We start from the raw sequence: 24,845 nt of genomic DNA on the forward strand, positions 1-24,845 counted from the left end.
ACGGGCATGCGGCCTAGCGAAATTGCGCGAGGAATCGCAGGTCGTTGTCGAAGAACAGACGCAAGTCGTTAACGCCGTAACGCAACATGGCCAGACGCTCAACCCCCATACCAAAGGCAAAGCCCTGGTATTTCTCGGGATCGATGCCAGACATGCGCAACACATTGGGGTGAACCATGCCGCAGCCCATGACTTCCAGCCAGCCAGTCTGCTTGCATACGCGACAGCCTTTGCCGCTACACATCACGCACTGCATATCGACTTCAGCCGATGGCTCGGTGAAGGGGAAGAAAGACGGACGGAAACGCACGCCCAGGTCTTTCTCGAAGAACACCCGGAGAAACTCTTCGATGGTGCCTTTCAGGTCAGCAAAGCTGATGCCTTCGTCTACCAGCAGGCCTTCGACCTGATGGAACATCGGCGAGTGCGTGATATCCGAGTCGCAACGATATACACGGCCAGGGCAGACGATGCGGATCGGCGGCTGTTGCGTTTCCATGGTGCGAACCTGTACCGGCGAGGTATGGGTGCGCAGCAACATGTTCGCATTGAAATAGAAGGTGTCATGCATCGCCCGCGCCGGGTGGTGGCCAGGGATGTTGAGCGCCTCAAAGTTGTGCTGATCGTCTTCTACCTCAGGGCCTTCGGCAATGCCGTAACCAATATGGGTGAAGAACTGCTCAATGCGCTCCAGCGTCCGGGTAACCGGATGCAGGCCGCCAGAAGCCTGACCACGACCTGGCAGCGTGACGTCGATGAACTCAGCGGCAAGCTTGGCACTCAGCGCCGCTTGCTCAAGCAATTCCTTGCGAGCATTAAGCGAGTCCTGAACACGCTCCTTGGCCGCATTGATCAGAGCGCCGACTTTAGGGCGATCTTCAGCAGACATGTGGCCCAGGGTCTTCATCACCTGGGTCAGCTCGCCTTTCTTGCCAAGGTAATGAACCCGGATCTGCTCCAGGGCATTGACGTCTTCAGTGTGTTGCACAGCCTCTAGAGCTTGAGAGACCAGCGCATCCAGGTTTTCCATTTACAGACTCCAGATACGAAATAGGGGAAGAGCACGAAGGCTCTTCCCCTATTGGTGACGTTTAGCACCGGGCGAGCCCGGTGACTGTCGGGGACTTAAGCCAGTACGGCTTTCGCTTTCTCGACAATCGCAGCAAACGCCGCTTTTTCGTTCACTGCCAGATCAGCCAGAACCTTGCGGTCGATCTCGATTGCTGCCTTTTTCAAGCCAGCAATGAAACGGCTGTAAGACAAGCCGTTGATGCGGGCGCCTGCGTTGATACGGGCGATCCACAGAGCACGGAACTGACGCTTTTTTTGACGGCGGTCACGGTAGGCATATTGGCCTGCCTTGATTACCGCTTGCTTGGCAACGCGGAACACGCGCGAGCGTGCACCATAGTAGCCTTTAGCGAGTTTCAGAATTTTTTTATGACGACGGCGAGCAACAACGCCACGCTTAACACGAGCCATGAGTAACTTCCTCTAATTCTTGACCGAAATTAACGAACGCGCAGCATGCGCGCCACCTTTGCCACGTCAGACGGATGCACCATGGTGCTACCGCGCAGTTGACGCTTACGCTTGGTGGACATTTTGGTCAGGATGTGGCTCTTGAAAGCGTGCTTGTGCTTGAAACCCGAAGCCGTTTTCAAGAAACGCTTCGCTGCACCGCTTTTGGTTTTCATTTTTGGCATGTTCGGATACTCCGCATTCAGTTGATAAACATAACCGCAAGGCCTGCCGTGCCCTGGTGGTTACTTCTTCTTTTTGGGGGCGATGACCATGATCAGCTGGCGTCCTTCCATCTTTGGATGCTGTTCAACGGTGCCGTATTCAAGCAGGTCACCTTCAACCCGCTTCAACAACTCCATGCCCAGCTCCTGATGCGCCATCTCACGGCCGCGGAATCGCAAGGATACCTTGGCCCTGTCCCCATCACTTAGGAAACGTACCAGGTTGCGTAGTTTTACCTGGTAATCCCCTTCCTCCGTCCCTGGACGAAACTTGATTTCTTTAACCTGCACTTGCTTCTGGTTTTTCTTCGCAGCAGCAACTTGCTTCTTCTTTTCGAAGATCGACTTGCCGTAGTCCATCACTCGGCAAACCGGTGGAACCGCATCAGCGGAAATTTCCACCAAGTCCAGCTTGGACTCTTCGGCGACTCTAAGCGCTTCATCAATCGAGACGATGCCAATTTGCTCGCCGTCAGCGCCAATTAACCGAACCTCGCGTGCCGAGATATTCTCGTTGATCGGGGCTTTCGGTGCAGCTCGTTTATCTTGTCTCATTTCACGCTTAATAATAATTACTCCGAATCATGGCGACCACGCCGGGAAACCGCCTGAGCGAGGAAATCTGCGAATTGGGCGACGGGCATAGAGCCCAGGTCAGCACCTTCTCGCGTACGCACGGCGACGGTTTGCATTTCAACTTCCCGATCTCCAATAACCAAGAGATAAGGAACCTTGAGCAAAGTATGCTCGCGGATTTTAAAGCCGATCTTTTCGTTTCTCAAGTCAGACTTGGCACGGAACCCGCTTTGATTGAGCTTTTTTTCAACTTCGAGAGCAAAATCAGCCTGTTTATCGGTGATATTCAATATCACCGCCTGAGTTGGCGCCAGCCAAGCCGGGAATGCACCCTCGTAGTGCTCGATCAGCATGCCGATGAAGCGCTCGAAAGATCCCAGGATGGCACGATGCAGCATCACCGGGTGCTTACGGCTGTTGTCTTCGCTGACGAATTCAGCCCCCAGACGCACTGGCAGGTTGAAATCGAGCTGCAGGGTACCGCATTGCCAGACCCTACCGAGACAATCTTTTAGAGAAAACTCGATCTTGGGACCGTAAAACGCCCCCTCACCCGGCTGCAGATCATAAGCCAGACCAGCACTATCCAGCGCAGCAGCCAATGCAGCCTCGGCACGATCCCACAGCTCATCGGAACCCACGCGCTTTTCCGGGCGAGTGGAGAGCTTGAGCTGGATATCCTGGAAACCGAAGTCCGCATAGACATCCAGGGTCAGCTTGATGAACGCCGCCGACTCAGCCTGCATCTGTTCTTCAGTACAGAAGATATGCGCGTCGTCCTGGGTGAATGCGCGCACACGCATGATGCCGTGCAATGCACCGGACGGCTCGTTACGGTGACAAGCACCGAACTCAGCCAGGCGCATCGGCAGCTCGCGATAGCTTTTCAACCCCTGATTGAACACCTGGACGTGGCACGGGCAGTTCATCGGCTTGATCGCGTAATCGCGATTTTCCGACTCAGTGGTGAACATGTTTTCGGCGTAGTTCGCCCAGTGCCCGGACTTCTCCCACAGACTGCGATCAACCACCTGAGGCGTCTTAATCTCCAGGTAGCCATTCTCGCGCTGCACTTGGCGCATGTACTGCTCAAGCACCTGATACAAAGTCCAGCCATTCGGATGCCAGAACACCATGCCTGGCGCTTCTTCCTGGGTGTGGAACAGGTTCAGGCGCTTGCCGATTTTACGGTGATCGCGCTTCTCGGCTTCTTCAATGCGCTGAACGTATGCGGCCAGCTGCTTTTTATCGGCCCAAGCGGTGCCATAGATGCGCTGTAGCTGCTCGTTCTTGGCATCGCCGCGCCAGTAGGCGCCCGACAACTTGGTCAGCTTGAAGGCTTTGAGGAAGCGAGTGTTAGGCACGTGCGGGCCGCGGCACATGTCGAGATATTCTTCGTGGTAGTAGAGGCCCATTTCCTGCGTATCAGGCATGTCCTCGACCAGACGCAGCTTGTATTCCTCGCCACGAGCTTTGAACTCGGCAATCACCTGATCGCGCGGAGTCATCTTCTTGATGATGTCGTAATCCGTATCTATCAGCTGCTGCATACGCTGCTCAATGGTTGCCACATCTTCCAAAGTGAAGGGGCGCTCATAGGCGATGTCGTAATAGAAGCCTTCATCGATGACCGGACCGATCACCATTTTAGCCGTCGGATAGAGCTGCTTGACCGCATGACCGATCAGGTGCGCACAGGAGTGGCGGATGATTTCCAACCCCTCTTCGTCTTTCGACGTGATGATCTGCAGGGTCGCATCGCTGTCGATCAGGTCACTGGCATCAACCAACGTACCGTTGACCTTGCCAGCCAGAGTGGCCTTGGCCAGACCTGCACCAATAGATTGAGCAACCTCAGCCACAGAGACCGGGTGATCGAACGAACGCTTACTGCCGTCGGGAAGAGTAATAACAGGCATGGCGCTTCCTCTCCTAGTGGTGACCCCTACCAAAGGTCACATGGGTTGGGATGAGCCAGTACGCGATTCGGCGGTATACCCGCCTCACAGTGGCAGGAGCCCTAAGGCCAACCTGAACCGAACCGCAGTCACTGGGGATTTGAAGAGTTGGGGATGCTTTCAGAAAGCCGAAGCCCTGACAAGCGCCCAATAAAAAAGGGTCGCCTAAGCGACCCTTTTTTAATTTGGTAGGCACGATTGGACTCGAACCAACGACCCCCACCATGTCAAGGTGACGGCTGGGCATGCCTAACCTATTGATACTAAAAGAAAAGGGTAGTTCTTTCGGCACCAAGAAAGCGCGTACTCTACCATAAAAGAATCAATAACTTAGCGTTGTATTTTCATACAGTAGTCGCCCCTCCCTGCCCGTCTTGGGTATGCTCCCTCTCCCCTCCGCACCACCCGCAGTCCCTTATGATCAAGCTCAACCCAGAACGCTACTGCGCCCACCGCCTCGCCGGCCACACGCTCAGTCGGATGATGGCCGTCGATGATCCTGCTGTTTATCAGCCGCACCGGTTCGGAACATGGCAGCCAATCGGCGATCTGTCGGCGCCGAGCGTGCCGGGCGAGTCGCTGATGGGGCTGGAGCCTGATCGGGAGATTCGCGTGTGCGAGCGCTGCGGCTACATTGAGCACCGGAATCAGTAGATACCGCATGCCGCCCTTGATACCGGCACCCTGACTCCAGAGCCTATACGGTGTCAAAGCCTGGGATGCCATACAGAAACACTGATTTTCCTTTCAGATCAAAGCTTTGCGTATGAAAACAGCGCCCCGCAACGGGGCGTTTTGCATTGCTTCCCGCCTCAATAGAATCAATAACTTACGGTTGTGTTTTGGGGATAGAAACGAGCGGTAGTCCACTGCGCACCTGATTACGAATCAGTTGCTTACCGCAATAAAATCAATAGTCTGCCGGCATTATTTGTACGCCTAACATCTGACTTGCAGCCAGTTACGGCGAGGGTCTAACGCTTTAATGTACGCGACTTTGTCGCCCTTCCTCGCCCGTCCTGGGCACTCAAAACTCCAGTCACACCCCGATGATGCAGCATTACTAGGCGCATATCTCTGGAGGCACTGCCAGCACTGGCTGCCGCCGCCTCCGCTTCCAAAATTCAACCAGCAGATAGCGCCTTGAAGCCCAGATAGATCGGGATAGGCGGAGGTGGTTTTAGAAAGCCGTCAACCGACGACCTCTACCGTCTCGATGTCGGCAACCCACTTGATGTTGGTTGCCGCCACACCAGTGACGGTAATCGCCAGCGCGCCATTAGTTGTATCCGCCGTTACCGCTATCGCCCACGCGGACGCCCCACTATCGCCGGCCACCAGCGTTGGCGTGACCGCCGCGACCAACGCTGTTGCTGCGGCATTCGCCCCGCGTTTGATCGTGCCTTTGAATTCCCAAGATGCGCAGTCGCCGGTAGCTGATGCACGCGCCACTACGCGGCCCGCGAACCCATAGGCACTGCTATCTGGAAGCGTAATCTGGTTTGTGGCAATTGGCGCACCATTGTTAGCAGATAGCACAGCAGCGGTTGCATCGGCAGTGGCACGCCTCAGCGTGAATCGCTCCCGTTGCGCATCACCTTGTACAGAGAAACGACCGCTAGCGCGGGCTGCTGCTCCATACACACCACGAGTTGTTGCGTAGTACCCGCCGTTGATCGTCGCAAACTGCCCGGATGCGAGGTTGTTTGCGCCGCCACTAACTACGGAATATCCATCGGTGCCGGTGGTGTTGAGATAACCGCCACCGATTACGCCGTAGGCTGAGCTGTTGGTGTTTCCATCACCTGAGCCGATGAATCCGTAGTTGCTTATGCCCCAGTTGCCGAGCCCGCCAGCAATCACTGAGTAGGTGCCGCTGGTCTCGTTTCCCGACCCCCCTCCAATTGCAGAGTAGTCGCCTGACGCCACCTGAGTCGCGGCGCTCCGCTCTTTCTGCCAGTCGGTGGCTTTGATGCCGCGTTTGTTGCCGCCCGTGGCAGCGTTGTTAGGGACTTGGGCGAGCGTAGCGCCGTTGCCCTTGGCGACATAGGCCATATCGCCGCTGGTTTCGGTAATCGTGACCGACAGCGAGACCACCGGCACCGTGGCGTTAGGGGTAGCGGTGATCTTTGCCTCGGTCAGGTTGGTCAGGCCACCCCCGCCACTGGCCCCGTTGTCGAACTCGAGCAGCAGCGCGTCGCCATCGGTCAAAGCGCCACCATCCGCGATCAGGGTCACGCCGAGCTTCACGTAGCCCGTGGCGGCGGTGATCGAGGTGAACTTCCACAGCTGCCAAGTATTGGCGTCCGTGACTTTCTGGATGAGCAGGAAGCCGTTGGGCGCCAGCTGCCCCCAGAGCGCGGTCATGCTGACGGCGTCGGCGGTCAGGTCGTCGATGAACAGCTGAGTGGCGCTGGCCTGGGTGGCGTGGTTCCACTTCATCAGGCCGGCGCCGGGATCGCTGTCGGCGGTACTACCAGTCTCGCAGGTGTACTGCAGGGCGGGCGCTACCCCACCGGCCCCGCCGCCGGAAATGGTGACCGTGGCCACGCCGCCCACATCCGTGACGGTGACCCCGGCGCCAACAAAGTTGATCGCCGTCGGACTGGCGACGACCGTCGAGCCTTCATCCTGGACCGGGGTTGTGACGCCGGCCACCAGCTCCCAATTGGCACCATCGAACCCGTATTCCTTGGGCAAGCCGTTGCTGTCCAGTTCATCGCTGACCCGCACCGTCCAGCCGGTTTTCGGCACGATGAACTGCCAGACGCCGGCCGAGGCGCGCCAGTAGGCGATCTGTCCGGTCTTGCCAGTCCATAGTCCGGTCGGGCTGGCGGCAACTATGTAGGCGTCCCCGTCAGCAGGGATCCCAGGCGGCGTGGCCAGATCCTTGTCTTTGACGGTCCGATCCAGCAGCTGGTCGACAATCGCCCAGCCCGAGTTGACCACCGGGGCCTGGTTGGCCGCAGTGGGCGAGAGTTCGGTGATCTGGGTTTTTGGGGTAGTGCTCACAGAGTGACCTCCAGCGGGTAGCCGCGGCCTACGACCGAGCTGAGCTGATAAATGCGAAAGGTGATCGAAGCCTGAGCCGAGCCGAAGTCAGTGACCTGATCGGCGGGCTGGAGTGCTGCTACTGATCGTGCGCTTGACCGTGGCGCCGGACATGACGTCCCACTCATAGGCTACGGTGGTTTCGCCCACTGGGGCGGATACGCCGGTGATCCACCAGCTTGAGCTGAGCCGCGAGCGGCGCGTCACGCTGACAGCAAGGTCGGCCGAATTATTGCGCGAGCCCACCGGATAAGCAGGCGACAGCGGCCGCAGATTGACCCCCCGGTAGGTGAGCTCCTGATCCGATGCCGTGTCGATTGTTTGGCCTGATGTAACCCCGCGATACAGGCGTGATAGACCGATAGTCTCCACCGGCAAGCCAATGAAAGCGTTGTCCGGGTCGTCCAGCAGCACGAACAGGTCCCCGGCCTGATGCAGGCCGGTCGCCCATTCGGTGCCCTTGTCGCCGCGCACCAGCCGCGTCAGTTGATATGAACCATCGACCTGCAGAGCGGCATTTTGAAACCGAATGATTTCCCAGCGAGTGTCTGCGCCGTAGGCGGCGAAGTTAGCGCCGGCCAGCATCTGGTCCTGGGTAACGCTTTCCAGTGCGCCCGAGATCAGATCAACGATCAGGGCCGAGCCCTGGTCGATCAGCGCCCCACTGTTGGCGGTCAAGGCGTTGCGCGCATAGCCCAGGGTGGCCTTGCCGGTGAACCCCTGTAAGTCCGTCCACGTCTGCCCCTCGTCATTCGAGCGGAACACTGCGCCGCCTGGGTAACCGTTGGTGTACCCGGTCATGGCGGAGACAAACCCCGGCGAGTTTTGCAGGGTTTCATCGATCAGCGGAATGTCCAGTGTGGCTAGCAGGGATGCGCCAGCCAGCGGGATCGTGACTGGAGCTTGCTGTCCTTCATCGCCGACGGCCACAGACGTATACAGAGAAGCGTTGTTCGGCACGCCACTGCAGGAAATCAGGCCATCGCTGTCCGGGTTTACCGAATCGAGGTGCAGCTCATAGCTCGCGTAATCGGCATCTATGGTGATCACATCGGACGGCTCCAGGTAGCCGTAGATCGGCGGCAACTGGAAGGCGAAGCTGGTGCGCTCCAGCCAAGCGCGGTTGAGCAGCTTCTGCGCAATCTGCTTGGCCTGGTTGCCGCTCATCACCACTTGAATGCTGGTGTCCTGTGTATCCACCGCCTCGACGCCAATCCGGTCGTCAGACTGCTCGTTCTGGTCGTAGTCCCTATTGCGGTCGAGGTATTGCACCGTGACCCGCTGCGGCAGCTGGCTGTCCATTTCCCGCGACTCTTCCAGCTGCGTGTCGGCGGCTAGATCGCCAATCGGGATGGTCACCACGCTGGCGGTGCCGCGGCTACGAAACTTGATTTTGTAACCGGACGGGTAGACGTCGAACTGATAGAGAGTGCGCAGTGGCTCTAGCGCGTTACGGATGCTGCCATTCGACGTGATGCGGTAGCCGCTGACGGCTTCGGTCAGCAGCGTGGCGTCGATGTCATCCGGACCAATGATATTGGACAGCGAGGCCTCAGCGCTGACGATGGTGGAGAGCGGGACGTCAACCAGGGATACCGCAGGGAGGCTGGTGTAGACCGACCAGTACATGCTCGATCCGGACTTATGCGCCACGTAGAACACGCCAGAATCAAGGGCTGCGGCCACGTAACCGATACCCGGCGCGGACTGATTAGCCAGCGCCGTACTTACCAGATTCCCATTGGCAATGGAAAAGTGGGCCACGCGCAACGCATTGCCACCGATGCCGGACGCCGCCCAACCATAACTGCCACTCCAGCACATCGAGCCGTTACCATTGCCCGACGTACTGCCCGCCAAGAACACGTCCGTCACATCGCCGGTCACGCTGCCGGACTCAATCACTGTCGCTGCACGGTCAACGATAAAATAGCGGTCCGCAGTTCGTGTCGTACCAAACGACGAGGGAGCGGTCAGAATCAGGCAGAGCAGACCATCCGGACTGATGGCCATTCCTTGCAGATAACGCCCAACCTCCGTCGCGAGATTGGCAGTAAGGTCGCCATCGCTACCGCTGACGCTCGTGGTGTCGCGATTGGTCAACGTGCCAATCGGGATAATCTGGCGGCCAGCGCCAATCGCAAAATTGGCGAAGTATTCAGGAATCCAGACTTTTAGATCGCCCATCGTGCCGGCCTGCACGGTAATAGCGCCCGACGATACTATTTGCGGGCGCAGGGGCTCGCTGGTCGGAGCGCTCCCCCTTGTGATCTTACCGGCTAGGCTGATCTGTATCAGTCGCTCATCGTTCGGGATGTATTCCCCACCCACAACCGTATAGCCAGCAACCGGATCATAGGCGTAGAAGTTGAATACCGAACCATCGCCGCTCTGGTAAGGCCGCATGACGTACTGGCTGGGAAAGCCTTGAATCTCAACTTCGGACAGCTTCCGGAGGCCGAGCTCCGTAGCACTACCCACCACCTCCACCTTGATCTGCGCACCCTGGATCGAGTTGCCGTAGTTGGCCAGCGCCAGATCCCTCACCACCAGATAGGCCAGGCCGGTATAGGCCGGAGTGTTAGCCACGCCGCGATCGGCCTGGATGCGCGGGTCGGGCAGCTGGGTGTCGCTGCCCAGGTAGAGCTTGAAGTTGGCCAGCGCCTGGTTGCTGGCGATGATGGTTTCCAGGTCGTCGCTGCCGGCGTCGTAGACCAGGTCGGGGCCGACCCAGATGCGCCGAACGCCAGCAATCGGGCCTTCGCACAGGCCGACGGCGAAGGTGGCGAAGTAGCTGACTGTCGCCGTGCCGGCAGGCGCGCCACCGCCCTTGCCGCCCTTCTTGGCCTTCTTGACCACGGCGCGGAGCTGGTTGCCCTCCAGCCAGAAGATGTTGCCGGACTGGCCGATGGTGCCGTGGGTGCGGGTGATGAAGGCGCCGTAGGTGGAGGACTGGCCGGGGTCGAGGTTGAGGGTTGGGGCGTCGGCTTTCGCTGGCGTAAGACCCAACATGCCTTCGAGCTTACGCAGTGGCCATGTGGGAGTACCAAGGCCATGGATAGCCCTGGCGATGAACGAGTCGCGGCCGAATATCTGTGCGCTGGCGCTCATGGGGTGATCCTGTAGGCCTGGATGATGCGGGCGCGCCAGTCGGCGTCGATGACGTGCTCGACGACCTTCTCGACGGTCGAGTAGCTGTGAATGATGTGGGGATGTCCGTCTATCAGGCCGGAATAGATGGCGACGTGCTGCGGCGCGCGGGTGATGCGCATCAGCAGGATGTCGCCGGGCTCGGGCGTGGCGACTGGGCGCAGTGAAGGCTGGGCATCCATCGCGGCCTTGAGCATGCCCTTGTAGGGCGTGCGCGGGTAGCCGGTCAGGTCGGTGTACGGCAGGCCCAGCTGATCGAGGATGTAGAAAGCCACGCCGGCGCAATCCAGGCCTATACCTATTTGCCTTCCTTGATGCCTGAAAGGGGTCAACAAACATCGTCTCGCCAGCGCAAGAATATGTTCTTGCGTGTGCTTTGGCACTGTATTCATAATTGTTTTAACCGTAGGAGATTATATGAAGAGTCATATATGTCAGCAGTGCGCAAAGCCCTTCAAAAGAAGTCGGAGCGTATGTAAGTTTTGCTCTCAAAGTTGCTATACCGAATCGCTGAAGAGGCGCATATCGAAAGAGTGCTCACTCTGCGGTATTGAGTTTGAATTTGCAGCCTCATACCAGAAAAAAGGCCCGGTTCTTTTTTGCTCTCGCGCGTGCTACGAATCCGGCCGACTTGACCGGCGCCCACTTGAGGATCGGTTCTGGGAGAAAGTCGAAAAGCTAGGATTTGATGATTGCTGGATATGGCAAGGCGCCAAGGCCCAAGGGTATGGCAAGATCTGGTTATCTGGAAGCGTCCTGGGTGCGCACCGTGTTTCTTACGAGATAGTGCACGGCCCCATCCCCGAAGACATGCAGATAAACCACAAGTGCGACGTTAGAGATTGTGTAAACCCGAACCACCTTTACGTCGGAACAGCAAAAGAAAACACCCAAGACATGATTGAGCGGAACAGGGGCGGATTATTTAAGCCTGGAGAGTTGCATCACTCTGCCAAACTAAACAACTTCCAAGTCATGATGATTCGCGCCTCAAGTGAACGAACAAAGGATCTGGCATTGGCCTTTGGGATTAACCCCGACCATGTGACCAGACTTCAAAGAGTTGAAAGATGGAAATCTCTTCCTGAGTGAATCGCGCGCCGGCTAAGGTCATTGGCTGCCCCACTTGGCGGCCTGGTGCGAGGTCGGCACGAAACTGAAGCCGCCGAAGTTGAGGATGTTGCCCTTGGCGATGCAATCCTCCTGGCGCTGCTGGCAGCCCTCGGTCAGCTGCACCGTGTCGCCGACCTGCACCGCGTAATAGGCGGCGTCATGCAGCGTCACCACGCCGGCGGCGTAGGTCTTGATCCGCTGCGCCTTCAGCGCGGCATTCGGCCCGCTGGTGAACTTGGCCGCCCCGGCAATGAAGAGGGCGTCGGGATCGACCAGGCCAGTGACGGTGAAGGTGTAGCGGTCAGTGATACTGACCACGGTTGCAGTGCGGATCACCGGCACCTTCTTGCAGCCGGCGAACTCGGTGCCGCCGAAGGTCTTCTTGCAGCTGGCGCCATAGGTCTGTCCGACCTTCTGATTCAGCGCATCGATCAGCATCATGGCTTCGCACTTGTAGCGCCCGTCCTTGATCTCGGTCTTGCCCAGCAGCGCCTTGGCGATCGGCTCTTCGTCCGCAATTGGCGTATGCCAGGTGGTGGCGAACAGAAAGATGCGCGCATCGTCGTAGATCCCCGAGGCCAGTGCATCGCGGTCGATGCCAGCCACGTCCAACACCCCTTCCAGGTCGAAGCTGCCCGGCGACATCGATGAATCATGGTCGACGCCGCTGAACTGGTAGCCGCTGCCGGACTTGTAGGTATTCGCGCCAATGACCAGGTCACGCACGTAGTCGGTGATGCACACCATGGGCGCACTGCTCGGCTCGATGCGCAAGCAGTAGATCTTGTACTGGTAGTCGGCGACGTGGGCTTTCATGGGACTCCAGAAACGACAAAGCTCACACTGGGCGGGCTTGGTTTGATTGGCGGCTGGCTAGGGATTCAACAATTCGATGATTTCAATGCCGCCGGCCGACATCACGTCGAAGGTGGTGAAGGTGATGCCGGACAGATCAGAGTCAAAACGGCATGGGATATCGAACTCGAAGCCGGCGGTTACCGCCTCACCAGCGACTGGCTGGGTCTGCACCGTGCCGCCGCTGGTGTAGGTCGAGAACGCGGTGGAGTTGATCGCTACCGTGATATGCGTGGCATCCGGCTTGGCCGTGATCAGGGCGCGCAGCCCATTGATCTGCGTCATGCCGGCCACACCACTGATCACTACCGACTCGCCCACCAGGAAGGTATTGGTACCGACATCAATCACGGCCTGAGCCGCCTTGGTGATGCCGACGATGGTGTCGGTCTTGTTGGCCGCCAGGGTGATGCGCCCCGTAATGGTATCGACCGCCCACTGCGCGCTCGGCAGCGCCACCCCGCCAATGGCGACCAGTACGGTACCGGCGACCGGTTTGAACACCGTGCGCACCGGGCGACCAGTCGTAATGGTGGGTTTCCCTGCCGCACCGTAGAGCTTCTGCAGCTGGTACACGCCCGCACTCACCAGCTGCATGGGCTGATCCAGTGCCGTCGGCACGCCCTTGTAGGCATTGCTTGAGTAGTCGGCCGTGTTGCGCACGCGAAACCCGGCGAACCGCCCCAGGCAGCGGTGGTACAGATCGAGCACGTTGTCGATCACCCACTGCCCTTTGCGCATCTCGTAGCTGATGTCGCAACGCATCTTCGGGAATGGGTGCAACAGGCTGCGGTACTCGTTGCCGTTCTCCGAGGCGGAAATCTTCACGGCATACTCTTCGCTGAAGTCGGCACCATAGTCGACCTGGACCGACAGCCGTTCCTCAATAAACTCACCCATCAGCTGTATCTCCTGGCGCGCGATACGGCGCCGCCTACTTTCTTGGCCATGCCCCCAGTGGCCTCCCTGACGCCAGGTGCGTCCTTCAGGCCGGGCATGGTGATGTTGATATTGACCGGGGGGGCTTGCCCTGCTTGCGCCGACTGATCGGGCGCTGCCAGGTAGCGCTTAAGGTCGGCGTTGGTGCGGCTATCGACCACGCGCTCACCTTTGTCGAGTAGCCAGGTGCCTTCGCGTGGAACGCTGTCGATGCCGTCGTGCGCCATGCCAGCCAGGGCGCCCGCTGATACGGCTGCAACCATAGGCAGTGTCAGTCCAACAGCCGTTGCAGCGGCGGCCGGCGCGGCGGCCGGGCCCACAATGGGGATCGCGGCGGTGCTGGCAAAGGCAGCCAGGCCAGCCTGGGCGGATGTTGCCTCGGCGATAGCAATCATGGATGCGGCAGCGCTGGCCTTGGTTGTCTTGCCGACAAGCATCTGCACGATCTGGTAGGCCAACCATTGCGCGGCCATCTGGCCTAGCGCATTGACAACCGCACGGGCCATGCCCTCGGCCATACCAGACACCGCCTCTTCCAGGGTCTGCGCATCAAAGATCATCGACTCGAAGGCATCGCCAAACCGGGTACTGAAGTTCTCAACGGTCGAGGCGGCCAGTTCGTCGAAGTTGCCCAGGCTGTCCTCGGCGGCCAGCAGATAGCGCTCCCAATAGCTGCCGTTCACCTTGATCATGTCTTCGGTGTTCTGCTCTTCTAGCCGCAGCAGCGCCTCATTCTTCTCTTCCGCAGTGGCGATCGAGCTGTCGAGGATGGATTGCCGACGCCGCTCATAGGACTCCTTGATCCGCTCTTCTTCCGTCTTCAGCGAGTCGATAACACCTTTGGCCTCGCGATTAACCAGATCTTGCTTGCGCGCGGCTTCCTCAGCCGACTTGGCCAATTCATGGCGCTTTTGGATCTGCTCATCCAGAGCAACGTTCTGCGCCAGCTGAGCGGTGATGATTCCTTCATTAGCCAGCAGACTCTTCTGGTCGGCGGTGAGAATCGACTTTTCTTTCAGGTCGGCGATCTGCTGCGCGAACTCGATCTGCGTGCGCTCTGCCACCGATAGCTTCTCGGTGGTCTTCAGCTGCGATTCGAGGGTGGCGCCCTGCTCACGCAACGACTGCAGCATCTTGGTCGCGGCGTCGTCTGCGAACACCTTTGCAGCCTCAGGCTTGCGCGACTTCGGCAGGCTTTCGGCGTAGCGCGCACGGGCAGCAACTACCTGCATATCGATGTCGGACTGCTGCACTCCAGCCTTAAGGCCCAACTTTTGAATATCAAGAATTTCGCGCTCTAACTTGGCCTCCTTGGCGAGATTGCTGATCGCCAATCGGTCGAATTCTTCGCGCGCCTTCATGCGCTCGGTTTCGGCCTTGGTGTCAACCGTTACTGTAGGGGCGAAGGCGGCCTCTTTCTGCTTCTTGGTTAGGCCGTCCAGTTCCGCAGCGAGCTTGGCGACCTCGCCAGCAGTATCAGCCAGCGGCTCAAATCCCGTACCGAGCGTACTTTTTAGGTAGGCGATCTTCTGGGTAAGCGTGACCACCCGCTCGGCCTCGCTGGATACCCGACCAATACCCTTCAGGCCGTCGACTGTCTCGCTTGCGGCCTTCTTGATGGCATTCCAGCTGCGCTCAATCGAACCAAGGTTCTGCTCAATCTGCGGGGTGCGTTCGGCAACTACGCCGGCATATACCCGCATTGCCTCGGTCGCGGCTTCTTGTTCTTTGCCCTGCTCTTTCAGCGTGCGGATCTGATCGAGCTGCGATCGCTCAAGGAAGTGGTATTTGTCGTTAAGCTCAAGGATCGCGGAAACTGGGTCTCTGCGGAGCTTGACGAACTCGGCGATGGTGTCTTCTACCGACTTGCCGGTCGCCACGCGCATCTGCTCTGCGGCAACCGCCACCAGCTTGATCTGCTCGCCGGCAAACTGGCCGGATGCAGCCACCTGATTGAGCGCTTCGGCGGCACTGCCCTGGGTGACGCCCGCCAGGCTGTCCATCTCATCAGAAAGCGATGCAAGCTGGCTTGCGGTCATGCCAGCATAGCCGCCAGTCAGAATAAGTGACTTGTTGAAGCGCTCGGATTCCTTGCTTCCTTCGAAGTAGGCATAGGCAAGGCCAGCGGCAGCGGCAGCGGCTACGGTGAAGGGGTTGATCAGTCCCAGTGCGTACTTCGCTGTCTCGCGCAGCGCCGGGCCGACGCCGCCGAAGGAATCCTTGATCTGCGAACCTTGTTGCAGGAACACCGACAGCGGGCTCTGTCCTGCCTGCAGGGAGATGGCAATGTCGGAGAACTGCGCTGGCAGCATGCGCAAGGCGGCCGAGGTCTGTTTCGAGGTGGTGCCTGCACGCCGGAGCACGCCGTCGATATCGCTTAGCCCGTTACGCGCCTGGTCAACCTTGGCTCGGTACTCGGCGAACGTCTCCGCGTCCAGCAGACCGCCCGCCTTGAACTTGCCCAGCTGTTTTTCCTGGTCGTCGAGCCGGTCAAGCGCTGCGGTTACGGGGTCGATCTTCCCGAGCAGCTTTGCCAGCTCGCCCTGCTGCGCCTTCATGGCATCGGAGCCTTGTTTCACGGCGCTCGCAACCGAACCCAATGGTGACGAGCCAGCCCCTACCTTGCGGCCTGCCTCAGTCCATGCGGCGCCGACACCCTTGGCGGTAGCTTCCGTCTTGGCGCCAGTAGCGTTCAGGCTGTCGAGTGCGGTTTCGGCCTTGGCCACGTCGCCTGTATCGATGCGGAAGCCTAACGAGGCGATGTCCATGCAATTCTCCGGGCAATAAAAAACCGCCCGGAGGCGGCTATTTAGGATTCTTTGTTGCTACTTTTGTAAACAGTTTGGATTCCAATAAACGGTTTCGAACGCACTAAATCCGGTACTTGGATTTTTAGATTCAGCCGGCTCTTCCAGAATTGGACGGTAGACATCTTCTGTGTTCTTGCTATAGCTAGCCATCGCCACAAAGCGAATTGGGCTCCCGTACCCTCCAAAGGAATTTTTTGCGCTGACGACTCCGCAGACATTTCCCCGCTTATATCCACTCGGATCTTCATCCTTGAGCATAAAGTACGAGCCTTGGAAGCGCGCCGAGTCAGGATCTTTTAGTTGCTTTCGAACCCCGCTCTCGGCGGTCATGACAACACCCTGCTCGGAGGGCCCGCACCCGGTCAGAGACAAAACCGCCAGCCCAACAGCAATAATCCTTCGCATCGGTCTTCCTCCTGGTCATAGACCGGGAGGAATGTAGATCATGGACCACTTGTGGCGCTAGCTTATGCCGCAGCCCTCATTGCGTAACCGCCTTCAGAACCGGTCACCCGCTTGTAGGTTGCATAGAACTCGTCCCGGCGCTTATCCAGGGACTTGAAGGTGAACCACCCCTCATGAAGCTGAGAAAAGAGATTCATCAGCGGCTTCGAGTCGAGCGCCTTGGCGACACCCTGCAGCCTGTCGTGTTCCCTGTACATAAGGGCGAAGCGTGACATGAGCAGGTAGATGGAGCTCAGCTCATGCTCTGAAAGCTGCATGGCTGGACTGGTTGGGTTTTCTTGCCTTCCAATCCATTCGCCTTCCCACGTATAGCTATCGACGAACCCGCAAGCGTTCTCAAACTCGCTCTGCGGAATGTCGCGGTATTGCGCTACCTGATGCCGGTGCTTCAGGTGCGTCCAGAGCTCGCAGTAGCCGGCACGCTGGCGGGCTTTCTCCAGGCAGGCCACTTTGCCGTGCACCTTGTCCGACAGCTGAAGTTGCTGCTGCGGGTTCAGCGCCTTGCGCAGGCACTCAGCAGCAACGTCCGGGGCGATCTGGCGAAGCTTCTTCTCACACTCAATGAAGTAGCGGCGAACAGCTCGGCCGGCTTCGGTACGCTCGACCATGGCCAGCTCTTTGGCCATATCGACTGACAGGCTGTAGCCCTGAGACCGGCGATCACCGCCGCGACCTTTGGTTACTCTATTTTGAGTAACCATCGAGAAATCCTGCCCTTCGATGAACCCGTATTCCTGAATTCTTCGAGCGATCCAGTCATTGAAGCGAGTGGTCACCCCAAGGCAGAGGTAGATGTCCTTGGCATTGCACAGCTGCACCACTTCACCGCCAAGCTCGCCCAGGCGAACCGGGATCAGGGTGCTGTAGCTCATGCCTGAGTTGTTTTCTACTGCAATTGCGATAGTATTCATCTCGTGATCCTTCTCCAAAGTGTTCACAACCGAAGCCTCAGGTGTTCTCGCACTTGGGGCTTCTTCGTTTCTGATCCTCACTGAGCTGTCTGCCTCTTCATTTGCGCCAGCAACTCAATCAGCTGGGCATTCATGGATCGGTGGTGCTCTTTCGCCTGTTGCTTCAGCCAATCCATCAGATCGACCGGGATGCGGACCTGTGTGCGCGCTATGTCTTTCATGGCAACCCCCTTTAGTAGTGACACGCAGTCACTATACGAAGAGCTTTAGGTAGTGTCAAGCTAGTGACATGGAAGAAATCTACCGCTCACAATTCCGGTTCCCATACTCACTGTATGAGCAACTGAAGAAGGCAGCCGACGCCAACCGTCGCTCTGTGAACGCGGAACTGGTTGCTCGCCTCGAAGCCAGCTTCGGCCCTGCGTCGACACTGATTCTTGTTGATGAGTACCATAGGGTAGAGCCCGCCTCGCCAGAACGAGCCCTTGCGCTCATCGAGCAGTTGAAAGGCGAGCTGTTAGGCCTGACTGCTACCCCCAAGGAATAACCCCAGCCCCACCCCGTAGTCATCACTTCTCGTGCATAACCTTCAGCGCAGCGCTCTCCATGATGCGCACTGCGGCGAACACGTCATCTCGGCCGCGCTTCTTGATGCCGTGCAGGCGCATAACATCATTCAGCACGCCGTAATCCAGGCCGGTCGCGCCCGCCATGCCGACGCGCCATTGCGTGCCCATGGTGATAAACACATCCACCGCCTGCCAGTTGTCCGGCCATACCCAGAATTCGTCGCTGCCCATGTCTTCACGCGTGAAGCCGAAAGCTTCCAACTCCTTGTCGGAGGGGGCGCTTTCGTATAGCGCACGGGCAGCGTCTATTAGTTTTTTCGGCGGGCCTGCAGCAGTTCGTCGACATAGGCCGCGACAATCGCGCCGCCCGCGCCGGCATAGTTCTGCACCAGCTTGCCGATCGACTCTTCGTTGAAGACGTCGTCCAGCTCCCAGCCAGCCAGCACATCCTGCAGAACTTCAACGTCTGCCCGACCGGTGAGCGATCCGAGCCACTCGTTAACCTGATCCTTGGTGCGGTGCTTGAACTCGAACTCCACCGGCACGGTATCGCCGCCGTGTACGGGGATGTTCACTGTCGCCTTGAAGGTCGGAGCAACGTCCAGCTTGAATTTGGAAGTCATGCGGAATCCTTAATAGAAAGCCCGCACGGTGGCGGGCTCTTATGATCGGTGGGTTGGCGATTACGAGGCGTAACGCATGGCTTCGGAGGTCAGGGAGACCGTCGATTGCAGGCCCATGAGCTCGTTCTTGGTCAGGGTTGGCGTTTTGTTGAGGGTGACGTAGCCGTTGTAGAGGATGCTGGAGGCGCTCGGCAGGACGATGCGCAGGGCGCGCGGCACGCGGTCATCGTTGGCGGCAGAGAGCAGTGCGTACCACGGCAAGGTCGCATCGTCGCCGATGGTCAGGGCAAGGCTGCGGGCCGACTTGACGGTCGGGATCTGGTGCTCGGCGTCCTCCTCCAGGAAGGAATAGGTGACGAACTGCTGCTCGCCCCCGGAAGTGGTGAACTCCAGCACCTGGGTAATCTGCGTCCAGGCCGTGATCTTGCGCGCGGAACCGGCCCCCCGCCGATCGGGTAAAGCTGGGTGCTGGTGGTGTCGATGCCGTCCAGCACGAAGGCATCCGCGGTGGCGCTGAGGACGCGGACGATACGGCTATTCAGGCGCGACCAGCCGGAGGTGATTTCGAGGATGTCGCCGGCAAGGTAGCCGTGCGCCGTCGAACTGGCTGAGGCGGATGCTGCGTTGCTGATGGCGGTGATGGTTTTGGCGGCTTGGTAGGTTGCAGCGATGCTGACTACCGCCCCGTTTGGCAGACTCACGGACATGGTGTTTTCCTCTCGGACATAAAAAAACCGCCAAGGCGGCGGTTTGTGGGTTGCCCAACGGGCGGGTTAGATGGTGTCGGCGCGGTATGAGCAGGACACTGGAATGGTGGTGTTGAGCGGTTCGACGATGGCCGTCGCTGCGCTCATTGGCGTGCGGACGTAGGCCTTGAATGCTCCGCTAACTAGCTCAAGGTTGTTCGGGAACAATGCGGCCAGTTCATCCTCGATGCCACCCGCTGCGACCAGACCGCCGCCAGCCGGCTTGACGATGCTTACCTGCCAGACGCCGCGGTATGCCTTGTGCACGCCTTGCAGGTCATCGCTTGAGGTGTTCGCCGGGAGCAGGAAGCAGCGCAGATAGGTTTCGCTGGTGAGTGGGATGAAGGCGACATCCTGATAGGCGACGCGCAGTACTGGATTGCGGGCGGCGGCCCAATTCTTCAGGCGAGTCTCGAAGAGCTGGCGGATCAGCTTATTGCTCAATCTGGAAGCTCCTGCACGGCCTTGTTTACGAAGATCTGAAATTCGGTGACGGTTAACCTGACCATGCCGTTCGGCGCCTGGCTGGAATGCCCGTACTCGAGGCGCTGGGCATACGGCACGTTGTTCATCATCCAGATACTGCCGATTTCGGAGGTGTAGGCCTGAATGAACGTGACGCCTGCTTGCTTGATGGAACTGCCTTGCGGGTCGATGCGATCCAGCGCGCCGGTGGCGGCGACATTGAATGACACCTGCCAGTTGCCCCGGAAGCGCCCGCCTATGTACCCCTCGCCCGCCGATGGGTCCAACCACAACTCGGCATTTCCGACCGGGGAACGGTCCACCACGGCCGACAGCATGTCGATGGCGACCTTCTGCACGACCAGTTCGGTGTTTGCCTTGGCCTTCTCAATGAACTTGGTCAGGTCGAGGCTGAAACTCATTTCCGCGCCTGCACCACGAAGCCAACCGCCAGGCCGGCATAGTTCCATGGGTCGACGGCCTGCACGGTGTAGGTGCTGCCGTCGAAGACAATCAGGTCTTGGGTCTTTGGCTCGGGCATGTCGGCGCCATTGAGCAGCACGGGCGAGACGATGAACTTCACGTCGCCCTGCTTGATCAGTGAGCCGTCGACGTCGGTGAGTTTGTAGGAATCGCGCAGGCCTGAGCCGGCGTAGTCAGTGATGGTGTCGGGCGAGGTGCCTGTCTCCGGATCGTACACACCCGGCACGGTGCGGCGCAGGGTCAGTCCTGCGCCCTTCCCGCCCGCACTGCGAGGCGCCAGCATGCGAACGGCGGTCGCCTTGGCGCGGTCGTAGATGTCAGCCATCAGGCGCGACTCAGCTTGATCTGGCTGGACGACGCGACGAAACCGGCGAACTGCGCATAGGACTGCCGAGTTGCAGCCGGCTTCGATGCTGTCTTGCTGGCGACGGCAAAGGTGGTGCTGATCGGGCCGACCTTCTCGGACTCAATGGCGCCTACTTTCAATTCTGGCGGAGCAAGATCATCTGCGTGGATCTCGGTCGCCAGCGCCATCTGCCCGGCCTTGACCTGCGCCGGAATGACGTTCGATGCGATGGTGAAGTCGTTACGGACAACACCTACGCGCGGCCATGATCCGGTTTGATTTGGGCTAACTGCACACCCTTTCCATGGCAGCGCATTCATCTCAAGGTAGGCGCGGCGCAGCAGGGATTCTTGTGCGGCTTCAGTACCGGGAATCGTGCGCCCGAAGTTCGCGGCATAGGTGACCAGTTCGGCGGCCGTAGCGAATGAATCGGCGCCGGCCACGATGGAACCGTTTTCGATGGTCAGCGCCATGGGTTACGCCTCTTCTTGCTTCAGTAGTAACTCAAGCAGTTCCGGCTTTTTGGCTGCTGCATCAAACTCGACACCCTTTGCAGTCAGTCGGGCCTTGATCACATCGACCTTCAGCTTGGTCAGGTCAACAGCCTCTTCGTCGGCTTCCGGCTTGAACCGGACATCCAGAATCTTGAGCCCCTGCTCGCGCAGCTCGGCCTTGCGCTCAGGCGAGACCGGGTGCGGCTCGTAAGCGATACCAGTGAATTTGCCCATTTCAATCTCCAGAGGATGGGCGGAGCCGAAGCCCCGCCCATGTCATTACTTGGCAGCATCACCAAGGGCGAGAACACCAGCCGTGTGCTTGATGCTGGAAGCAACCAAGTCCCAGTTTGTACCGGTTGCCAGTTCGGCGTCGGTCGGAGACTTACCGCCGTTGGCTTCATCCCAGGTGTAACCCTTCAGGCCGAGACCGAAGGTGTAATCGACCTGCATGGTGGTTTCGATGCGGGTCTGGCCGTTGCTGGTCTCGATGTTGCTGATCACGTCGCCAGCGTCATGGACGATGGCGGCGGAATCGACCAAGCCCAGCACCGCCAGCTTGTTCGGCGTGCCGGCGATGGACAGCGCCGGTGCATCGGTGACGATCACCGCCTTGCCCAGGATGTCCACGACGCGGACGTTTTGAGCCTGGAACAGTTGCGGGGTGTTGGTCAGGTTGGCACCGATCAGCTTGTGATAGGTGACGCCGTTCATGACGCTGGCCACGATGTTGCCCGAGTGGTCGCCGAACTTACCGTGGGCGTCGTTCATGGCGTTGTAGCTCACGCCCAAGGTCGCACTGACATCGTTCACCGCGGCTGCCTGGTTGCCGATTGCGGCCATCAGGGCAGCGATGGCGGTGTTCAGCTGATCCTTCAGCATCGCTTCGGCGAAGTTGCGGGATGCAACCTCAATGCCCTCGGCGGTCGGTTTGCTCAGCCAGGTAAGCTGGCCTGGCTCGAAGCGAATCGGGCCGAAACCACCGGCAATCTTCACAGACGAGCGTTTCAGTTGGGTCAGGTCGGTGGCGGACGCAGCAGCCTGCGCGGCATAGCGGTCGACACGGCGCTGGGCCGAGTGGATGGCAGCGAAGAACGACTCTTGCAGGAAGTCGCCGTCGAAGCCTTCAGTGGTGAGACGAATAGCGCCAGCGGAGGCGGCGTTGAACTTCTCCACCATTTGCGCCAGCGTCTCGATAGTCGCCGGCATGATGTACTGGTTGAATACCTGCATTTGGGACAGGGACATGGCTTGATTCCTTATTTCAGTTCAGGGAACCGAGCGGCCAACGCTGCAGTGCGGTCCGCTTTGGAGCCGCCGAGGTCGCCTTTCGGGGTATTCGGTTTGCCACCACCGCCATCCGGGGCGCCACCACCATTGGAGCCGGCACTCTTGAGGATCTGGTCGCGGTAGGGGTATTGCTCGACGAGGGTTTCCATCGCTTCATCGAAGTCAGCCACTTCGCCCGGACGTGCGCGGCTGTAAATCTTGTTGCCGTGCTGGTCGTAGGCGACGGTCTTGCCTTCCTCGATCTTGAAGGCCTGCCCAAAACGGGCCTGCACCATGTCTGCGGGAATGGCCAGCTTGTCGGCGATCAGTTTCGAGCGGCTGAATGCGCCACCGATCTTCTCGTCGTAGAGCTGTTTCTCGAAGGTCGATACTTTGGTGTTGGCTTCGTCCAGCTGACCTTGGAAGGCCTTGCTGATTTCCGTCTTCACCTTCTCGATCTCGCCGGCATCCACCAGCTTCTTAGCATCGAGGTTTGCGACCAATTCGAGCGCCTTGCGTGCGGCTGCACCGTCCTCGATGCCCTCGAACCCTTTCAGGCTCTTCTCGGCGGTCTCGGCGCGTTCCCGATGGGTCTTCGCTTCGCCGTTGAGGCGGGTGATCGTGGCGACAGTGCTGGGGGCGTCGAATGCCACCTCTTTACCGTCGTCGTGGACGTAAACCGGTTTGCCGTCCTGCAGAATTGCGTGGCCTTGCTCGTCAAGTTTGAGTTTCACGTTGTTGATCTCCGGCCATCCGGCCATCTGATGGGCATCCGCCCGGCGCACCGCTACCCATCCGGGAATCACGGCCATAAAAAAGCCCCGGCAGTTGCCAGGGCTGAAATTTGGGTATTAAAAAGCCCGCGCGGGGCGGGCTTCTGGTGTGCGGCTCTCGCTACAGCAGTGCTATCGCCAACATGGCAGCACTACCGATCAGGGCGACTATGGCCATCAATTTGTTCTGAAGCCTGCGGTCGGCTTCGGCCTTTAGGGCGTATTGAATGCCTGCTCTCATATCATCGAGAGACATTTGGCCATCGTCTATCCCTCGTAAAGGCGGGAAGTGCGCCGTCTCAAGCATCCGTTGGTGCTCAGGACTGCCCTTGGTGACGAATCCGCCAGTCTTGAATCCAGCCATCACATCACCACCCTCTCGCCATTCAACAGACACCCGACGCACAACAGCGCCTTCGTGCCACCAGTGGGCTTGCCGTTCTTAATCATCACGCCGATCTTGGCCTCAATGACCTCGCGTCCACCGCAGCGATCGCACTGCAGCATCGTGGCCGGCTTATCCATCGCTCGCACACGTTTGCGTACCTGCTCGGACGGGGTATCGGGAGCGGGTGTGCCTTGGATGACGTGGAGCCTGGGTTTATCGGTCATGCCGGTCAGTCTAGCGCAGCATCAATGCCGTCTGCACTGGGTTCTCTTTACGCCACTTCCAATCAGCTTTCGTATGACACGACCTGCACAGGGCCACTAGATTGGAGTGCTTATTTGCCATTTGTTTGTTCTGGTGCTGATGAAATGGCTCTAGATGATGGATGTGCAGTCGCTGCCGGTATTTCTCAAGATGGTCCGCCTCAGTCATTCCACAATGCTCGCAACAGCGGCCGGCGCGAGCTCTGGCCTTTTCGCTAATTTCTTCCCAGTCATGTCCTCGGAAACCTTCGCGGTGGCTTCCGCCTTGCCAGCCAGGGTGCCTTTCGCGGGAGAACGCGATACTGATCTTTCGCTTCCGCTCTGGGTTATCCCTGATCCAGGCAATGTGGCACGAGGGCGAGCATGTCTTGCCGGCGCTATAGCTTACGTATCTCCCGGTCGCCTTCTGCAGTCGCACGGGCGTGAAAAAGCATCCACAAGCCAGGCAGTGCTTCGGGTCGGCTTTCATGCCGGTTCGCCTACATGCCATGGAGCAGTATTTTGTACCGCGACCGGACGGAATGAACTCCGACTTACAGCGAAGGCATTGCGTGCTGCGCGCCTGCGTTATCAGAGCCCTGCTGGCGTCGTAGCAGGCGCGCGCACAGAAAACCTTGTCAGATTGCTGGCCGCTACGAGTCGTCGACGGGTTGCGCTCAACAGTCACGCCGCAATGGTGGCATGGTGCGCGATGAAATTCTGGCCCGTGGCCGCGCTTGTACGTTCCTGCTCGCTGGGCTGCCCGATAACAGGCCATGCCGCAGTACTTGTTTGATTTATGTGGCGATGCGGCGAACGCTTTGCCGCATACAGTGCACCCGCATAGAATGGCATCAGTCATTGCCGTGATCCT

29 protein-coding genes, 1 tRNA gene and 1 pseudogene are annotated in these 24,845 nt (G+C 58.9%); 3 read left to right on the forward strand and 28 right to left on the reverse strand.

Annotated elements, in window-relative coordinates:
* Nucleotides 1–13: 13 nt before the first annotated feature.
* The 6 genes from pheS to D3879_RS14570 form a co-directional block, all read right to left on the reverse strand.
* Nucleotides 14–1,030: a phenylalanine--tRNA ligase subunit alpha gene (gene pheS / locus D3879_RS14545; protein ID WP_119955030.1), complete on the reverse strand. Its 1,017-nt coding sequence runs from the start codon at nucleotides 1,028–1,030 to the stop codon at nucleotides 14–16.
* A gap of 95 nt (nucleotides 1,031–1,125) precedes the next feature.
* On the reverse strand, nucleotides 1,126–1,482 hold the full coding sequence (rplT, locus tag D3879_RS14550; protein ID WP_108096687.1) for a 50S ribosomal protein L20: 357 nt from the start codon (nucleotides 1,480–1,482) through the stop codon (nucleotides 1,126–1,128).
* A gap of 29 nt (nucleotides 1,483–1,511) precedes the next feature.
* On the reverse strand, nucleotides 1,512–1,706 hold the full coding sequence (gene rpmI / locus D3879_RS14555; protein WP_010489097.1) for a 50S ribosomal protein L35: 195 nt from the start codon (nucleotides 1,704–1,706) through the stop codon (nucleotides 1,512–1,514).
* 60 nt (nucleotides 1,707–1,766) lie between these two features.
* A complete protein-coding gene (gene infC, locus D3879_RS14560; RefSeq protein WP_177412441.1) occupies nucleotides 1,767–2,318 on the reverse strand; it encodes a translation initiation factor IF-3 in 552 nt (183 codons plus the stop codon).
* On the reverse strand, nucleotides 2,318–4,240 hold the full coding sequence (gene thrS / locus D3879_RS14565) for a threonine--tRNA ligase (RefSeq protein WP_119955032.1): 1,923 nt from the start codon (nucleotides 4,238–4,240) through the stop codon (nucleotides 2,318–2,320). Before thrS ends, infC begins: the two co-directional genes overlap by 1 nt.
* Before the next feature lie 225 nt (nucleotides 4,241–4,465).
* A tRNA-Val gene (locus D3879_RS14570) sits at nucleotides 4,466–4,535 on the reverse strand.
* A gap of 161 nt (nucleotides 4,536–4,696) precedes the next feature.
* On the opposite strand from D3879_RS14570, the gene D3879_RS14575 reads away from it, so the two are divergent.
* A complete protein-coding gene (locus D3879_RS14575) occupies nucleotides 4,697–4,933 on the forward strand; it encodes a hypothetical protein (protein ID WP_119955033.1) in 237 nt (78 codons plus the stop codon).
* 537 nt (nucleotides 4,934–5,470) lie between these two features.
* On the opposite strand, the gene D3879_RS14580 is transcribed toward D3879_RS14575, so the two are convergent.
* From D3879_RS14580 to D3879_RS14590, 3 genes are all read right to left on the reverse strand, one after another.
* On the reverse strand, nucleotides 5,471–7,291 hold the full coding sequence (locus D3879_RS14580) for a DUF2793 domain-containing protein (RefSeq protein WP_119955034.1): 1,821 nt from the start codon (nucleotides 7,289–7,291) through the stop codon (nucleotides 5,471–5,473).
* Nucleotides 7,292–7,378: 87 nt separating this feature from the next.
* Nucleotides 7,379–10,441 (reverse strand): phage tail protein, encoded by a 3,063-nt coding sequence (locus D3879_RS14585; RefSeq protein ID WP_119955035.1) that lies wholly within the window; start codon nucleotides 10,439–10,441, stop codon nucleotides 7,379–7,381.
* Nucleotides 10,438–10,872: an NlpC/P60 family protein gene (locus tag D3879_RS14590; RefSeq protein WP_119955036.1), complete on the reverse strand. Its 435-nt coding sequence runs from the start codon at nucleotides 10,870–10,872 to the stop codon at nucleotides 10,438–10,440. Before D3879_RS14590 ends, D3879_RS14585 begins: the two co-directional genes overlap by 4 nt.
* A 25-nt stretch (nucleotides 10,873–10,897) precedes the next feature.
* On the opposite strand from D3879_RS14590, the gene D3879_RS27860 reads away from it, so the two are divergent.
* Nucleotides 10,898–11,572, forward strand: a complete 675-nt coding sequence (locus tag D3879_RS27860) for an HNH endonuclease signature motif containing protein (protein WP_119955037.1) — start codon at nucleotides 10,898–10,900, stop codon at nucleotides 11,570–11,572.
* Between the two features lie 18 nt (nucleotides 11,573–11,590).
* Here the strand turns inward: D3879_RS27860 and D3879_RS14600 are convergent, their stop codons facing one another.
* The 6 genes from D3879_RS14600 to D3879_RS14625 form a co-directional block, all read right to left on the reverse strand.
* Nucleotides 11,591–12,409 carry a DUF2163 domain-containing protein gene (locus D3879_RS14600; protein WP_119955038.1) on the reverse strand — a complete coding sequence of 273 codons (819 nt, stop codon included), beginning with the start codon at nucleotides 12,407–12,409 and terminating at the stop codon, nucleotides 11,591–11,593.
* Nucleotides 12,410–12,466: 57 nt separating this feature from the next.
* Entirely contained in the window at nucleotides 12,467–13,348 is an 882-nt protein-coding gene (locus tag D3879_RS14605; RefSeq protein WP_119955039.1) for a DUF2460 domain-containing protein, read from the reverse strand.
* A complete protein-coding gene (locus D3879_RS14610) occupies nucleotides 13,348–16,155 on the reverse strand; it encodes a phage tail length tape measure family protein (RefSeq protein WP_119955040.1) in 2,808 nt (935 codons plus the stop codon). The genes D3879_RS14605 and D3879_RS14610 overlap by 1 nt, the downstream gene beginning before the upstream one ends.
* A 57-nt stretch (nucleotides 16,156–16,212) precedes the next feature.
* Complete coding sequence (locus D3879_RS14615; protein ID WP_119955041.1) at nucleotides 16,213–16,602, reverse strand: hypothetical protein; 390 nt, start codon at nucleotides 16,600–16,602, stop codon at nucleotides 16,213–16,215.
* A 62-nt stretch (nucleotides 16,603–16,664) separates the two neighbouring features.
* Nucleotides 16,665–17,573, reverse strand: coding sequence for an antA/AntB antirepressor family protein (locus D3879_RS14620; RefSeq protein WP_119955042.1), 909 nt, complete (start codon nucleotides 17,571–17,573; stop codon nucleotides 16,665–16,667).
* Between the two features lie 77 nt (nucleotides 17,574–17,650).
* Nucleotides 17,651–17,794, reverse strand: coding sequence for an Arc family DNA-binding protein (locus D3879_RS14625; protein ID WP_119955043.1), 144 nt, complete (start codon nucleotides 17,792–17,794; stop codon nucleotides 17,651–17,653).
* Between the two features lie 68 nt (nucleotides 17,795–17,862).
* On the opposite strand from D3879_RS14625, the gene D3879_RS14630 reads away from it, so the two are divergent.
* Complete coding sequence (locus D3879_RS14630; protein WP_119955044.1) at nucleotides 17,863–18,120, forward strand: Arc family DNA-binding protein; 258 nt, start codon at nucleotides 17,863–17,865, stop codon at nucleotides 18,118–18,120.
* Nucleotides 18,121–18,142: 22 nt separating this feature from the next.
* Here the strand turns inward: D3879_RS14630 and D3879_RS14635 are convergent, their stop codons facing one another.
* The 13 genes and pseudogenes from D3879_RS14635 to D3879_RS27870 form a co-directional block, all read right to left on the reverse strand.
* A complete protein-coding gene (locus tag D3879_RS14635) occupies nucleotides 18,143–18,403 on the reverse strand; it encodes a DUF1799 domain-containing protein (protein ID WP_119955045.1) in 261 nt (86 codons plus the stop codon).
* Nucleotides 18,404–18,450: 47 nt separating this feature from the next.
* The gene (locus D3879_RS14640) at nucleotides 18,451–18,765 is read right to left on the reverse strand and encodes a phage tail assembly chaperone (protein ID WP_119955046.1); all 315 of its coding nucleotides are present in this window, start codon (nucleotides 18,763–18,765) and stop codon (nucleotides 18,451–18,453) included.
* 60 nt (nucleotides 18,766–18,825) lie between these two features.
* A pseudogene (locus D3879_RS27865) lies at nucleotides 18,826–19,472 on the reverse strand (phage tail protein).
* Between the two features lie 66 nt (nucleotides 19,473–19,538).
* Entirely contained in the window at nucleotides 19,539–19,955 is a 417-nt protein-coding gene (locus D3879_RS14650; protein WP_119955047.1) for a phage tail terminator-like protein, read from the reverse strand.
* A complete protein-coding gene (locus D3879_RS14655; RefSeq protein ID WP_119955048.1) occupies nucleotides 19,952–20,398 on the reverse strand; it encodes a hypothetical protein in 447 nt (148 codons plus the stop codon). Before D3879_RS14655 ends, D3879_RS14650 begins: the two co-directional genes overlap by 4 nt.
* Complete coding sequence (locus D3879_RS14660) at nucleotides 20,395–20,784, reverse strand: hypothetical protein (RefSeq protein ID WP_119955049.1); 390 nt, start codon at nucleotides 20,782–20,784, stop codon at nucleotides 20,395–20,397. The genes D3879_RS14655 and D3879_RS14660 overlap by 4 nt, the downstream gene beginning before the upstream one ends.
* Nucleotides 20,784–21,278, reverse strand: coding sequence for a DnaT-like ssDNA-binding protein (locus tag D3879_RS14665; protein ID WP_119955050.1), 495 nt, complete (start codon nucleotides 21,276–21,278; stop codon nucleotides 20,784–20,786). The genes D3879_RS14660 and D3879_RS14665 overlap by 1 nt, the downstream gene beginning before the upstream one ends.
* Before the next feature lie 3 nt (nucleotides 21,279–21,281).
* Nucleotides 21,282–21,533: a HeH/LEM domain-containing protein gene (locus tag D3879_RS14670; protein ID WP_119955051.1), complete on the reverse strand. Its 252-nt coding sequence runs from the start codon at nucleotides 21,531–21,533 to the stop codon at nucleotides 21,282–21,284.
* A gap of 45 nt (nucleotides 21,534–21,578) precedes the next feature.
* Complete coding sequence (locus D3879_RS14675) at nucleotides 21,579–22,547, reverse strand: major capsid protein (protein ID WP_119955052.1); 969 nt, start codon at nucleotides 22,545–22,547, stop codon at nucleotides 21,579–21,581.
* A gap of 11 nt (nucleotides 22,548–22,558) precedes the next feature.
* Nucleotides 22,559–23,380, reverse strand: a complete 822-nt coding sequence (locus tag D3879_RS14680) for a DUF6651 domain-containing protein (protein WP_338014885.1) — start codon at nucleotides 23,378–23,380, stop codon at nucleotides 22,559–22,561.
* Nucleotides 23,381–23,462: 82 nt separating this feature from the next.
* On the reverse strand, nucleotides 23,463–23,705 hold the full coding sequence (locus D3879_RS14685) for a hypothetical protein (protein WP_119955053.1): 243 nt from the start codon (nucleotides 23,703–23,705) through the stop codon (nucleotides 23,463–23,465).
* Nucleotides 23,705–23,953, reverse strand: a complete 249-nt coding sequence (locus tag D3879_RS14690; RefSeq protein ID WP_119955054.1) for a hypothetical protein — start codon at nucleotides 23,951–23,953, stop codon at nucleotides 23,705–23,707. The genes D3879_RS14685 and D3879_RS14690 overlap by 1 nt, the downstream gene beginning before the upstream one ends.
* A 10-nt stretch (nucleotides 23,954–23,963) precedes the next feature.
* Entirely contained in the window at nucleotides 23,964–24,833 is an 870-nt protein-coding gene (locus D3879_RS27870; protein WP_119955055.1) for an HNH endonuclease, read from the reverse strand.
* Nucleotides 24,834–24,845: the final 12 nt, after the last annotated feature.

Source organism: Pseudomonas cavernicola, assembly GCF_003596405.1.
In the GTDB taxonomy this organism is placed as follows: Bacteria; Pseudomonadota; Gammaproteobacteria; order Pseudomonadales; family Pseudomonadaceae; genus Aquipseudomonas; species Aquipseudomonas cavernicola.